The 15,539-nt window shown below is 43.1% G+C and carries 5 protein-coding genes and 1 pseudogene (1 of these 6 cut by a window edge); 3 read left to right on the top strand and 3 right to left on the bottom strand.

What is annotated here, in order from left to right; all coding sequences use genetic code 11:
* The first annotated feature begins 95 nt into the window (after positions 1–95).
* A complete protein-coding gene (locus tag NOS7524_RS06225) occupies positions 96–557 on the top strand; it encodes a peroxiredoxin (protein WP_015137627.1) in 462 nt (153 codons plus the stop codon).
* 471 nt (positions 558–1,028) lie between these two features.
* On the opposite strand, the gene NOS7524_RS27745 is transcribed toward NOS7524_RS06225, so the two are convergent.
* The 3 genes from NOS7524_RS27745 to mgtE all read right to left on the bottom strand — a co-directional run bounded on the left by NOS7524_RS27745 (position 1,029) and on the right by mgtE (position 7,077).
* Positions 1,029–4,328 (bottom strand): GAF domain-containing protein, encoded by a 3,300-nt coding sequence (locus NOS7524_RS27745; RefSeq protein ID WP_015137626.1) that lies wholly within the window; start codon positions 4,326–4,328, stop codon positions 1,029–1,031.
* Positions 4,329–4,602: 274 nt separating this feature from the next.
* A complete protein-coding gene (locus NOS7524_RS06215; RefSeq protein WP_015137625.1) occupies positions 4,603–5,607 on the bottom strand; it encodes an aspartate carbamoyltransferase catalytic subunit in 1,005 nt (334 codons plus the stop codon).
* Between the two features lie 117 nt (positions 5,608–5,724).
* Positions 5,725–7,077 (bottom strand): magnesium transporter, encoded by a 1,353-nt coding sequence (gene mgtE, locus NOS7524_RS06210; protein WP_015137624.1) that lies wholly within the window; start codon positions 7,075–7,077, stop codon positions 5,725–5,727.
* 945 nt (positions 7,078–8,022) lie between these two features.
* On the opposite strand from mgtE, the gene NOS7524_RS06205 reads away from it, so the two are divergent.
* Positions 8,023–8,763, top strand: coding sequence for a SapC family protein (locus NOS7524_RS06205; protein WP_015137623.1), 741 nt, complete (start codon positions 8,023–8,025; stop codon positions 8,761–8,763).
* Positions 8,764–8,821: 58 nt separating this feature from the next.
* Positions 8,822–15,539: pseudogene (locus tag NOS7524_RS29255) on the top strand (hypothetical protein) (its annotated part continues 23,375 nt past the right edge of the window); the annotation flags it as partial.

The raw sequence follows: 15,539 nt of genomic DNA, 5'->3' as shown, positions 1-15,539 counted from the left end.
AGATTTACAAATTACCGAACAAATATATAAGGTCAGGTAACGACACTTTGACAAATAATTAATAAATGTACACAAATTCAATTTAGTTACCCCCTATGCCAGTTAAAGTTGGAGACACTGCGCCTGATTTTACCCTGCCTGCTCAAAATGGCTCAAAAGTGAGCCTGAGCGAGTTTCGCGGCAAAAAAGCTGTGGTGCTTTATTTTTATCCCAAAGACGATACACCAGGATGTACAGCAGAATCCTGCGCTTTTCGTGACCAGTATGAAGTTTTTCAAAATGTCGGTGCTGAAGTCATCGGCGTTAGTGGCGACTCTAGCGAATCTCACCAGCGATTTGCAGCGAAGTACAACCTACCATTTACGCTATTAAGCGATAAAGGCGACCAAGTACGCAAGCTATACGGCGCAACAGCAGCGTTTGGTCTGTTCCCTGGTCGTGTTACCTATGTCATCGACCAAGAGGGAATAGTGCGCTATGTATTTGACTCAATGTTTAACTTTAATGGTCACGTTGAGGAAGCATTAAAAACATTGCAACAGCTGGCGGCAAAATAAAATCATCTGAAATTCTTGTAGAGGCGTAGCACTGCTACATCTCTACATTATATTTTGGATTGGAGATGTCTATTTAAGATTTTGGCATTTTGGCAACTTCTTCAAAATTGTGCGTGATGAGTAATGAGTGATGAGTAATGAGTAATGAGTAATGAGTAATGAGTGATGAGTAATGAGTAATGAGTGATGAGTAATGAGTAATGAGTGATGAGTAATGAGTAAAAAATTTACTTATTACTTTTCAATTATTGGCTGTACCTCATAAACATCGAATCTGCTGTATTTCCAGAAATAAGTTATCTTAGATGTATAGGTTAATACTTAAATAATGTAATATCAGTTTTTCTGACATTTGCATACATCCCGTGGGGAGATGCCAAGGTATGGGAATAATAGGTAGATTAATCCGGGATGTTGTTATGCACTGGATTTAAAGAGAGGTTTGGTGATGAGCCAAACCTTTTTTCTTGATTAGAGTATTATCGTTCTGCCATCACTCTGTGATCTGTTCCAACATCTGTCGATTGTGGCTTGGAGTTCTTTTAAAACAACTGGTTTGGCTAGATACTCGTTAGCTCCGGCTGTCAAACATCTCTCGCGATCGCCTGGCATGGCTAAGGCAGTTAGGGCGATAATTTGGACTGGGGCTAGTTCTGAGAGATTGCGGATACGGCGTATGGTTTCGAGTCCATCAATTCCGGGCATTTGGATATCCATCAAGATAATCTTGGGTTTGTACTCTTGTGCAGCGTTGATTGCCTCCTCGCCATTTTTGGCAATAATTACTTGATATCCCTGCATACTGAGGTAGGCGGAAAAGGTATCGATGTTTGCTTGATTATCTTCTGCTAGTAAGATCAGCAATTGTTCCGGTATGTCATCGCTGCTGAGATAACTAGCTTCTGGGGTAGATTGTTGCTCCTCGGAGATTGTCTGTGGCTGTAAGACTTCGGGCTGCTCCTTGTCTGGTATTTCAAAATAAGGCAAGGTGACAGTGAAACAACTCCCTTGCCCAACGGTACTCACCACATCAATGCTGCCGTTTTGCAATTCCACCAAGCGGCTAACCAGGGATAGGCCTAAACCTGTACCAGTGTACTGACGATTCAGACTGCTATCAACTTGCACAAAAGATTGGAACAGTTTGGGTATGTCTGCTTGAGCAATACCGATACCAGTATCGCTGACAGAGAATTTGATGTGAGGGTACTGGGAATTAAAGGAAGAATTTACTCCCTCTGCTTCCTCTAGCCAAACCTTGAGCGTTACCGATCCACCTTCTGGAGTGAATTTGATGGCATTACTCAATAAGTTAATGAGTATTTGGCGTGTCCGCAATTCGTCTAAGGTAATCTCATCAACATTCCCAGGAATGTCTAGATTTAGTTCGATGTTTTTGCTAATGGCTATTTGCTTGACAAAACTGAGACTGAAACTGCACAAGTTGTTGATTGAGACTGGCGCAATCTGCAATTCCACCTTGCCAGACTCAATTTTTGCCAGATCCAGAATGTCATTAATCAAAGCGAGTAGATGTTGGCCGCTACTTTCAATTGTGGCGATCGCTTTTTTTTGTGATGAATTTAGTTCCCCAAAAATGTTTTCCTGTAGGCATTCAGACATTCCTAGGATGGCATTGAGGGGTGTCCGCAACTCATGACTCATGCTAGCCAAAAACTCGCTCTTGGCTTGGTTAGCGGCATCTGCTGCTATTTGCATATTCTGTGCTTGTTCTAGCAGTTTTGCCTGTTGTACTGCCACACCTAACTGTGTAGCAATTTGAGTGATAAATTCTTTTTCTTTTCTGTGCCATTGGCGCGCAGCTGAACACTGGTTAATACAAAGTAACCCCCACAGTGTTTCACCAATAAACAGAGGTGCTATCAGGTAGGCTTTGATCTGAAATTTCACCAAAGTTGCCACATAGCAAGGGTCAAGATCCGCTTGCTCGATGTCCTCCAGTATGTAAAACTTTCTCTGAGATTCTGGCTTTCCATAGTTACGAAAACAACCATCTCTAACGGGGATAGCGATCGCAGAAACATAACCTGCACGCACATCTTCGGAGATAATCTCTCCTAATGTAAAATCAGAGTTAGGATCAAAGCGAAACACTGCCACACGATCAGCATTGAGCAGTTGGCGGACTTCTTGAGTGGTAGCCTGAAATATTTTGCTTAAATCCAAGGATTCCCGAATTTTGGTAATCACACCCATCAATGTCTGCTGTTGCTCTGCAAAAATTGCCAGATCCTTGGCGAGTTTCTCCGCCAAAGTACGCTTTTGGTTGGCGATGCTTATGGATTCCTGCAACTCCAATGTGCGAATTTCTACCTGTTGCTCCAAATTGGCATTGAGAATCTGCACTTGATTGTATAGTTGGTACTGTTTGACAGCAGAGGAAAATCGTTCACTCATGGCTTGAGCTAGGCGGATATTAGCCTCTGTCCATGCTTGTGCCTGACCTTTTTTGATTTGCTGCCATGCCTCAAAGGATTTGCGGGGGGATAATTGGCGTGTGTCGGGTTGGTGATAACCTGCCCAGGTCAATTTTTGGTCAACCTCATCTCGAAAAATACTCAGGCTACCCAACACTTCCTGACCAAAGTAAAGTGGGATAATCAGTACACCTCGAATCTGCGTTGATTCAAATGCAAAAGTCAGGGTACGAAACAGAGGTTCTTTGTAGATGTCAGCGATCGCCCAGATATCAGACTCCGTTTCTAATGTTTGCGGTACTTCCTTGAGCGCATACATTGCCCGCATCCATGGCACCGACCAGGGTTTACTAGCAGTATGAGAATCAGCTTGGTCATCAATTTTTGTCACTACTGATCTAAGATACTTCTGCCACAGGATATTTTCCTCAATGGGTCTACCAGTTACCCAATCCAGGGGTTGTGGTTGTGTACCGCAGGTATAGATTTCCGCATTCTGTTGAGAATTTTGACTAGACAGATACAACCGGCCACCAGATCCTTGAAAGACCTTGACAACTTCCTCCAATGCTGCTTGTAGTTGCACTGTAGGTGTAGTGTAGAGTAATGCGGTAACACGGTTGATATTGGCTTCCTGTTGGGCTTGTTCGCGTACACGTTCGAGTAAAATCGACTGAGCGATCGCGATCGATACCTGATCTACAACCGACTGAATAAACAATAAATCCTCTTCGGTTACAACCCGTGACTCTGAATGATGGGATACCAGTAAACCCCAAAGATAGTTGCTGGTAGCCAAAGATGGTTGTAAAGTCTTACTGGAATTTGTCGCTTCAATGACAATCGGTACTACCACAGAGGATTTTACACCCATTGCACTCATGTACTCTCGATGGCAAGGGTCTACGGGACGATAGCGAATATCTTGATTCTCCAGAGATTCACCTGTTTCTACACAGTCCAATGAGCTGATACCGATTTGATGGGAATCTAAATTAATAATTGTGCGCTGACGTGCGCGTAAATACAATTCGCGGGCATAGGGTGGAATGTCATCGGCTGGAAAATGCAGATCTAATAGAGAAGGAAGGCGATTTTCACAAATTGATTCTGCAATAACTAAACCGTGACCATCTGCTTGAAACTGGTAGATTTTAACTCGATCAGTTCCCAAAAACAAACGAACTTCGGCAACGGTTGCAGATAAGATTTCTTGCAGTTCCAATGATTGTCGAATGCGGTTGCTGATACGATGTAGCATTAACTGCTGTGTCAAACCACCTGATTGCTCCTGAACACTACTTTGAGCTTCTTGTTCGTTTGCTGGGTTCATTGCAAATAATTAGGGAATACCTAAAATAAGGCAGAAGGTACACTTCCCTGAAATGGTACGCCTGCCCTCAGTGAATCTATTAATAATTACTGAGTATATAATAATCTATCTTTAGTATAATTGACAAATTCTCTTAAAAAATAAAATAAAAAATTAACAAAACCTTAACCTATCAAAAGTGTTTATAGACGAGCGCAACAGTTTGAAAGCCGCGATCGCGTGGAAAATTTCCGCGAGTTAATACCTTGTGTCTTTCTTGTCGAATTTTGAATTTTCAAATCTTGCCACTACCCAATAAATACAACAATGCCATCCGTACAGCTACACCACTTGTCACTTGTGACTGAATCAAACTAAATTCCGGATCATCCATTAAATCTGAACTGATTTCCACACCCCGATTAACTGGCCCCGGATGTAAAACTTTAACGTGAGGCTGGCATAGTTGTAACTTAGCGCGAGTAATGCCAAATAACTGATGATATTCTCGCAAACTTGGTAATAAATGGGCAGTCATACGTTCTTTTTGTAGGCGTAACGTCATGACAAAATCAGCATTTTCTAAAGCGGGTTCTAACTGCCAATGAATAAATAGTTCACCTGGAGGTACTTCTGTTCCTTCCTCACAGATATACTCACCGAATAACTTAGGTAACAAAGTCGGTGGAGCAGCTAAATGTACTTCCGCACCACTGGCAATTAAACTCCAAATATTAGAACGTGCCACACGAGAATGCAGAATATCCCCGACAATGGCAATTTTTTGACCATTTAATAATTCCAGTCTGGGGTTAACTGGGTCAATTAGACTACAAATTGTAAATAAATCTAGTAGTGCTTGGGAAGGATGCTCATGTTGTCCATCGCCAGCATTGAGGACACTAACTTTCACACCTAGGCGATCCATTTCTTGAGCGATCGCATTTGGGACTCCGGCTTCTTTATGGCGAATCACCATAATATCAGTTCCCATGGCCAAATAGGTTTTCGCGGTGTCGAGAATTGTTTCACCCTTCGTCATGGAAGAAGTAGCAGCTGCAAAGTTGAGTGTATCTGCACTCAGACGTTTGGCGGCGATTTCAAAACTACTGCGGGTGCGGGTAGATGGTTCAAAAAATAAATTTGCCACTACCTGTCCTTGCAAAGCTGGTACTTTCTTTGTTCGCCGTGATAACACTTCCTGAAAACTCGCAGCCGTTTGTAAAACAGTATCGTATTCACCAGCAGTGAAGTCAGCTAAAGAAAGGACGTGATGACGATTCCAAGTGGAGGTAGGCATGGATTGGGGATTGGGGATTGGGGACTGGTGACTGGGTACTGGGCATTGGACATTGAGGTAAACATTTCTCCCCTGCTGCCTCTGCTGCCTCTGCCTTCTACCCCCTCCCCCTGCTTCCTAACTGGGTAAATTAAAAACTTTCAAAGCGATGGAAATCATACTTAGGAAAGTGAGAAACCCAATTGTATCTAGCATGGTGGTGACTAAGGGGCCACTCATGAGGGCTGGATCTAACTTGAGCCGTTTTAAGGCCATGGGCAGTAAAGTACCAAGAGTCACAGCTACTATTGTATTAGTTGCCATGACTACTCCGGCAATTAAAGCTACCCATCTTTCTTGGGGTTTAGCCCAAATTAAAGATAAGGCAAACATGGTTAGTGCTAAAACTACCGCCGTCCCTAAACCTGCGAGAATTTCTTTACGGAGAATTTTAATTGTGTCTTTGGGTGTGACTTCTCCTACACCCAAGCTGCGGATAGTGACTGTTAAGGCTTGAATGCCAACTGTGCCACCTGTGTTAGAAAATATGGGCATAATTACTGCTAACACTGGCACAGCAGCAATTACTGATTGAAAGGGCGCGATCGCACTGGCTGCACCAATATACAAAGCCATAATTCCCAACAACCAAGGTAAACGGTTGCGGATGGTGACAAGAGGTGGTGACAAAGCATATTCATCCCCGCTACCACCTGCCAATCTTTGAAAGTCTTCTGTTGCTTCTGCTTCTAAAACATCGACGACATCATCAATAGTGATAATACCGACTAATCTCTCTTCCCTGTCAACTACAGGAATAGCGATTAAGTCATAGCGTTTCATGATTTGGGCAACTTCTTCTTGGGGTGTATCAGTTTTTACCCTAATGACGCGATCGCTAGCAATATCACGAATCAAAACTTCCGGAAAGGTAAACAACAATTGTCGCAGCGATACCACCCTTACCAGCTTGCGGTTATCGTCTGTGACGTAAGCATAGTAGATGGTTTCTTTATCTTCATCCTGACGGCGGATTTTGCTCAGAGCTTCTCCTACAGTTAATCCTTCCCGCAAGCGTACATATTCTGTAGTCATGATCCGCCCGGCTGTGCCTTCGGGATAACCGAGAATAGTTGCAGTTGCTTGCCGTTGTTCGGGGCTAAGTTGGCGTAATAGCTTTTTAATAACTACAGCAGGCAGTTCATCAAATAATTCTGCCCGTTCATCAGGACTCATCGCTTCTACCAGTTGTACCACTTGGGTGTCATGTAGAGAATTGATGAGTTCTTCCTGAATTTCTGTTGGTAAATATTCAAATACATCAATTGCCTGATTTTTGTTGAGTAAACGAAAAGCGATCGCTCGTTGTTTTTCGGGCAATTGTGCAATATATTCTCCTACATCCACAGGCGGCAGCTGATTTAAATCAGATTTGAGCTGGTTTAAATCAGCAACATCAATGATTGAATTGCGAATATCCTGTGTGAGCATGATACTACCTCCTATAGTCTCCCCTGATCTGGGAGACTAACTCACCAGATCAGAGGAGGATAATACTGCCGTCTTGTGGACTTTTGTCCATAAAATCTCAAAAATTGAACTCGATATGGAATCAAGGCATTACTAAACAAATATCCTAACTCGGATTTTGCTTATCCGCATAGAAATTGTGGAAAACTACTCCAACTCTGGGCTTTCCCCACAAGGTTTGCTTTATTGCCTGAATTTTGCTTAGTTGTAGATTGTACTACTGTCAATGTCTATGTCAAGTCAATCTGAGCATGACTCAGTAAACTTCACAGAAGCGAAATATTGACAATTTTAGATTGTACCCTTGATTGAATAACCAAATGAGGATATGCGTCAAACTGATATTTTGTTTAATTATCAACTATCTTGTGAAGACTAGAAGATGATATTTATTTTGTAAGGGATAAGTCGTCAAAAGCTTCATTTTTTGAAGCTTTATATAGTTCTATCTTGTCCTTAACAGAAAATATGTTATGTATACTGAAAAGTAAAGATTAAAAAAGGTACAGACTATTAATGCAATTTAAGTAAATTTACAATAAGTATAAACGTACTTCTCTCTGACAGAATCTTTTGTGCCTCTTCCAGAGTAGGTATGTTAAATTAACAATAAAAACAGACTAGAATAATTAACATAGCAGGATTTTAGCAATATAAAAATGAAAATTCAATAAAAATACACTTTTTTTTCTTGCATTCCTCGCTTGAAATAATTCAAGCTGGTATTATGTATTAATTTTACATAGCTACTCTAGGAGAGTCTCTTTTGTTAATGTGATGGTATCATATTAAACATAATCCCAATATGGGAAAACAGATTTTAGAGTAAGGAGTGTGTATTGTAATACCATATTGTGGTACACAACAATATGAATACGGTAAATAAAATATTTTGGAGTATTGCAGTTGTCTAATCAGCTATTAATTTACAAGCACGTAGTTTCCATTTCCAAAGAGCAGCATCGCGACTGGTCGCTGAAAATGGACAATAAGTATTTCTTTACAGAACAGGTGAACTCGTTTCCCTTGCTGAGTGCTGAATTTGCTCAATCTGCATCAATCTACCCTATTGTTTTTGTTGGTACAGAAGAAACATTAATGCCAGCAGCGATTGTAGGACTTCAAGAGCAAAAAAACTTATTTATTAATGAAGCAGGAGAGTGGCAAGCAGACTATATTCCTGCCTTTATCCGGCGCTATCCTTTTGTGTTCTCTAGCGGAGACGATGGTAAAACCTTTACGCTCTGTATTGATGAAAAATTTTCCGGTTGGAATCAAACAGGCTCAGGGGAACGACTGTTCGACAGCGATGGAAATCAAACTCAATATTTAAATAATGTCATTAATTTCCTCCAGATTTATCAAGCACAGTTTCGAGTGACAGAAGCGTTTTGCCAACAGATTAAAGAACTGGATTTACTAGAACCAATGCAGGCTCAGTTTACAACCAATGAAGGGAAAAAATCTTCTTTGAGTGGTTTTTGGGGAATTAGTCGTGACAAGCTCAACAAACTCTCGCAAGAACAAGTATTTGGCTTAATGCAAACAGGCTGGTTAGAACTAATTTATCTGCACCTCCATTCTCTAAACCTTTTCTCTCAACTTGCCAAGAAAGGTACTAAGGTGTCAAATTCTGAGGCTGAATAGCTCTGAATAATTCTCAACCAATCAATCCCTATCTCTATCTATATTTAATTGCGAAGTCATGGAAAATTTCTCTAACCTCAATGCTCAGAATTTTTCCGTTTTAGATGGACTGGAAACTAGTCCTCTAGCTTTAGATGGCTTAGAAACTAGTCCTCTAGCTTCAGCAAATTCTCCACTAGGGCAAAACACAGAATTCACTCTTGTTCTAGATGAGTTTGTATCTGTGTACCCAAATAGGTTGGATCTGAGTCTCACCAGGGGAGTTTTCCCTGTAGATTACCTGAGTGTGGCGTTACCTGAGAGTCAATTGACAGAGATTACAGGTATAGATGCGTTGGTAGGGGGAGATTGGTTAGTAGGGAGTATAGATCCATTATTAGGAAGAATAGATACTTTAGTAGGGACGGATATAGATACTTTAGTAGGGACGGATTTTGAATCTCTTTCTGTGTTGAGTAAGCAAGCTTTAGATAACTATGGTGGAATTTTATTATTAGGTTCCCCTAGCACTAATGATGATACCTTTACCTTTCAACAAAGTGACTGGGGAACTACTTTAGAAATAAATGGCTCAAGCGGATTTGATACCCTGAGTTTTGCTAACCTTACCACTGCCCTAAGCTTCAGTATTTCTGAGTTTAGTTCTGGAGTTCTAGAAATTGTAGTTACAGATAGTACCAATTCTGCAAACATCAAGACGACTAGCATTGAGAAAATCATTGGTAGTACAGGAAACGATATTTTTACCTTTAATAATATTGGCAATAGTAATAATCTCTTTACGGTGGGAGATGGGGTTTTAGAGATTGATGGAGATGCTGGTGCAGACACAGTTAATTTTGCCAGAAATCTTTACCTCAATGGTGACAGTTTATCTTTAAGCGCGGAAACAATTATTGTTCCTTCTACTACTAAAATTGCAACAACAGGAGACGTTACATTAAGCGCGATCGCGACTAGCAACATCAACCAAACTAGCGATCTCAAACCAGTTGAACTCACAGCCAATATAACCGTTGATGGCACAATCGAAGCTGGAAAAGTCAAGCTAGAAGCACGCATTCACAACAACTTAACCTTCAACGCCTCAAATACATCCTTTCAGGTCAACTCCACCTCCGAAGCCACTGCGATTATTGGTTCAACCGCTACGATTAAAGCCGATAATCTAGAAGTCATTGCTGAAACCAATACTGACTTTAACGTGCAGCTTACGGATGCAACCGTTGAATCGGTAAGTTTAGGCGGTAATAGCCAGACTCGCAGCAACGCCAACTTTGCCCTGCTACAAGAGGACAACTTAGGGGATGCCTCAGTTAAGTTCTACCTTTGGGATGCTGACGATGCCAACGAATTTAATCCAACCAATCCGACCTATGTAGTCACTCACGGTTGGCAATCTGATATTAAATCAAGTGCTAATTATGACCAGCTATTCCAGTCAATTCAGGACAAAGAAGGCGGAAATGTCAATATTATCTTCGTTGACTGGAGTGATCTGGCTGGTAATCTTGACTATCCCACCGCAGCCGATGATACCCTGCGAGTTGGTAATGCCCTGGGTAGCTTTCTTGCCAATAATCTAACAGGTCTTAACCCCACCACCATCACTTTAATTGGTAGTAGTTTAGGCGCTCATGTCAGTGGTAATGCTGGGGCAAAATATCAAGAGCTTACTGGAAATTCCCTTAATCTAATTATTGGACTAGACCCTGCTGGACCAGAGTTTGAGGGCGCATTAGGTCGAGGAGAAGCAGAACGGCTCAATAGTAGCGATGCTACACGGGTGGTTGCTATCCACACCAGCGATATATTAGGTTACAATGGTACTTTGGGACAGTTAGATTTATATGTCAATCCCGATAGTATTCTGCAACCTGAAGCATCTAGCTTTATTGAAAATCATTATTATGGTTTGATATTATTAGCGCAGTTGTTGGCAGGAGAGTCTTTTGAGCAGAGCGGTTCTAGCTTTGACGACGGCAGCCTTGACTATGCTGATATCGCAGGAACTAGCCTCAGTGGAAGTATTGATGTCACCACAAATATCAAACCCATCTCAATCACTACCTATGCTGGAATTGACGGTGGTGCAACCATCAATGCTGGTGTAATTTCTGATCCAAATAGCATCTCTGTTATTGCCACAGACAACACAAACCTTCAAACCAAAATCACCACTGACACTAACATTAGTAATGTAATTGGATTTGATGCAGTCCAGAGTGACATTACTCTAGCTCGTGATACCAAAGCCTACATAGGTGACTCCTTAGTAGCCACGACAGTCGTTGGTAAAGATGGTGTCTCAGCCACCGGGGGGGTTGAGGTTTTAGCAACCGCAACAGGGAATATTACCAGCACAATTGATTCTGATTTCTTGGGTGTTCACTCAACTTCCGTGACTCAGGATGATGTAATTGCTAATGTTACCAATGTCAATCTTCAGACTAAAACTCTAGAAGTATTAGCAACCAACAATTCGAGCTACACTGCCGAGGCTAAGATTGCTAGTAACGCAGTAGTTGGTGATACCCAGGCATACATTATTGGCAGTACCGTTAATGCTGACCCAGGGGCAAATGGCGAAGCGATTACGGTTTTGGCGACAGATAACTCAAGTTACACAGCGCGATCGCGAGATTTACAGCAGCCAAATCTAGACCTCTCGTCACTGACAAGAGTAGAGTTTGGCAAAGCCTCTGCAACTAATAAGGTCATCAAAAATACTCAGGCTTACGTTTCCGACAGTTCTTCCCTAAATGCCACAAACGGCAACATCACCATCAATGCTGCCAACAGTCAAGCCATTAAGGCGGAAGCAAATGCAATGGCAATTACCGATTTCGGTTTGTTGGGAACATTAGCGAACCTATCCAGCCTCAGTCTTGGCGGAACATTTGCCTTGAACGAAATTTCCGGTGATGTTTCTGCCTACGTTCTCGATAGTAGCATTACAGCAGCAAACGGTAATCTTGGGGTTAATGCTAGTAATACCTCGTCAATTGATGCCACATCGGAAGCTACAGCCAAGGCACAAGGGGGTTCTAATACCACAGGTGCTTTTACCTTCGCCTTTAACTCAATTGGCAAGCCTAGCCCTACTGTATTACTCTCAATTGCCCCAGATAGTGCCTTTAGTCTTGGTAACTTACTCGGTAAAACCTTTGAAACTCTCACAGGAATTGAGTTAGGCAGTGATAGCGAGGTAATAGGTGCTGATACCACAGCCTATATTAAAAATACTAAGATCAACAGTGGCGATGTCACAGTCACAGCAGATGGAGCGCAACAAATTAACGCCACTGTTAGCAACATTTCAGATTCCACGGGTCAAGCGCTAATTAACAGCAATGGCACAGCTGTAGGCAGTCTGGTAGCGAGTAATCAGGTTGCCAGTGCCGCCCTCGCTTTTGTGGAAGATGCGCTGGATGCAGACGGCAAGAAACTGGAAGCAAAAGGAACTCTAACGGTTAAAGCAACTGATCGCGCTGGTATCTTCTCCAATAGCAAGATTGTCACTTCCCAGGTAACAACCAATACTGGAGGCATTGATGTTCTTAATGATGGTGCTGCTGCCCTGATTCCTCTGTTTGGCAACCCAACTTACACCACAGCATCTTTAACACCAGGTAACTCAACAAAGATAATAAACTTTGGTGATACTGTTTCGCTGTCAATGAACTTTGACAAATCTCTCGGTGAATCAGGACGTACTTACACCTATCTGGGGGAAAATGGTTACACGGCTGATCTGCTAACTGAAAACTACAACAATCTCGACCTGTGGAAAGAACTTCTGGCTACGCAGATTCAAAACGATGGCATGAATCTGAGTGATTCTAACTCTGTTGCCATTGGGGGGATGGTAGTTCGCAATGAAGTTGATGGGGGGGCTACTGCTTATATCAAGAATGCAGACATTGGAGCTAATACTGTTAACGTTACCGCCAGGGAAGAGGCAGTTATCCAGGCAGTAGCAGATGCCACCGCCCAATCTTCTGGGGGTAGTGCCTTTGGTACAGGGAAATCTATCGCTGGCAATGGCACAATTGCCGTCAACAGTGTTCTCAGTGACGCGATCGCCTACATTGAAAATAGTGAGGTGATAACCACTGGTGATATTGAAGTTAAGGCAGAAAACACAGCCCAACTAGGGGCAGAGACTAAGAGTGCAATCAATACAGGAGCAGATGCCTATGGTGTAGTTCTGGCATTTAATACCATTGGCTATCAGTCCCAGAATCTCCTCTATGACACCTTGGATGCTCTGTTCGGATTAGCCCCCAATGAATTTGACTACGAAACCACTGACACGCCAGACCTTTTACAGGAAAATGATCGCGTTAAAGTGGGTGATATCATCTATCGCTACGAAGGCGGTGATGTCGCCAATCCAGACTTATCTAACAGCGCCCAAAGTTACGCCACTAGTCTTTTGTGGATTCCCGTCTTACCTGTCTTTGGCAACGAAGAACCAGCAAAAGTTGAAGCATATATCCGCAACTCCGATATTTCCACCGATGGAAATCTCACCGTTACCGCCAATTCCCTGGCGCAGATAGAAGCCCGCACCAGCAATAGTGCTACCGCAGCAGCATCTGCGCTCTTCGGGGCGAATGCCATGACCATGAGCGGTGTACTTGCCAGTAACAAAGTTAGTTCAGAAGCCACAGCATTCATCGACAGTGGTGAGAACGCTACAAACACCGTTGACATTAAAGTTGCTGGGAATCTCACCATCTCTGCGGTAGATGATGCTGCCATTGACGCTACCACGAACATGGTAGCAGCAGCCTCCAAGAAAAATGACCTGGGGCTAGGGATCATCAATGATCTCTTCAATACCTTGACCGGGGATTACCAATACACCAGCAACTCAGGCACACAAGGTTTAAGATTTGGCGACAAAGTTCGCCTTGATGATGTTGACGCTACCACTAAGAACGCCCCCAGTGTCATTACCCAAGGGGATTGGATCGAACTCTCCTCCGACGTGGGGAATGGGAAGGAAGGGCAAATTTACGAATACTTGGGAAATACCGACATCAACGGCACTAGCTTGCTGGGTAAAGTGGACTTTAATACCGATGTTGATTTCACTGATGGGAACTGGCGTTTAATTGCAGGTAAGGCAGGTACAGTCTATCAATACATGGGAGCAGGGGGAAGCACAGAGGACAATCGCAATCTCGCTACCGAAGACTACAACAATTTTGAGTTTTGGAAAGAACTGAGCGAGAACAATGTCATCCCCTCCTCAATCTCCACCGCTATTCTCAAAGATAACAAGCTCGATCCTGGAAAAGCGAAAAGCTTCTATGGCGTAGTTGCCCGCAATGACATTGATAGTGATGTTGTAGCCTACCTTGATCATGCCGTTCTGGCAACGCCAAACGATGTTAATAGTGGACTGGCAAATGTCGTCATCAATGCCCTTGAATCAGTCTCCCTGAGAGCCATTGATACCAGTGTTATAAGCTCCGTCTCCAATAGTAAAGGGGGAGTGCTGACCAATAATCAGCTTCGCAGTAGTGCTGATGCCTATATTACCAACAGCAGTATTCAGCAAGCAGGTGGTGACGGGGAAGTACGAGTTGAAGCTACTAACGTTTCTGCCCTAGAAGCAACTTCTTTAACCAGATCTAAGGGTGAGGAATCAGTCGGGGTTGTCGTTTCCTTCAACACATTAGGTTGGGAAGCTTCCAATGTTCTCTTCCAAGCCATAGATTCCTTGCTGGGGAGAGAGCTACTAACTGGGGAAGATCCAGCAAGAGCTTATGCTTACATTCAAGATTCCACCGTTACTGCTGACGGCGACTTGCACGTTCTAGCAGATTCTAGTGCGATCATGAAGGCGACAACGGGCAATGAACAAGCCTCTACCCCTACCAATTCTTTCTTGATCAACACTGCCTATGGTAAAAAAGCGATGGCAGCCGGGGGAATGCTCGCCAGTAACAAGGTAAGTAGTGAAGCTCAAGCTTGGATTGACTACTCTAACGATTACACTGGTTCTCGCACCGTTACAGTTGGTGGCACAGTTGAAGTCTATGCCCAAGATAAAGCTGGAATTGTTGCGGATAGCCGCTTGGCGGTAGATGCGATCGCTACGAATAATCTTAATGCTTTGGTTGATGTGGCGGTTGCTCTGGGTGCAAACGACTATAAATACACCACAGCATCAGGTTCTGTCACTGTGGGTGAAGATGCTGATCCTAATACTAAAAACCTGCTAGTAGGCGATCGCGTTCGTCTCGCAGAGGGCAGTGTTTACGAATTCCAGGGTGGAACATCTGGAGAATCAATTGATTTAAGTCAGGAAAACTTCAACAGTTCTCGCTGGGAAAAAGTCAATCTTGGCGTTGAAGATTTGGGGCTAAACATTGGTAACTTGAGTGCCTCCGATGCTCGCGCTTACGGCGGTTTGGTGGTACTCAACGATGTTCGTAGTGATGTGGATGCCACCATTAGAAATACAACGGTGAACGCTAGCGAAGTCATCGTCAAAGCGGTGGAGAATGCCAAACTCCAAGCATTTATGGAAAGCTCTATCTCAGCATCAGGAGGGAGTGCCTTCAAAGAGCTAGGAGAAGGTAAGGTTTTTGCAGCTAATGGTTTAATTGCCACGAATATTGTTCAAGCCCAAGCCGATGCAGCCGTCTCTGGAGGGTCAGTAACCACAACTGGAGATATTACCGTTGCAGCGATGAATACCTCCGGTGTGGATGCCACCATTAATGCTGCTACCCTCTCAGGAGACACCGCCTTTGGTG

Source organism: Nostoc sp. PCC 7524, assembly GCF_000316645.1.
Classification (GTDB): domain Bacteria; phylum Cyanobacteriota; class Cyanobacteriia; order Cyanobacteriales; family Nostocaceae; genus Trichormus.
This window is presented reverse-complemented; position numbering and strand designations above follow the sequence as displayed.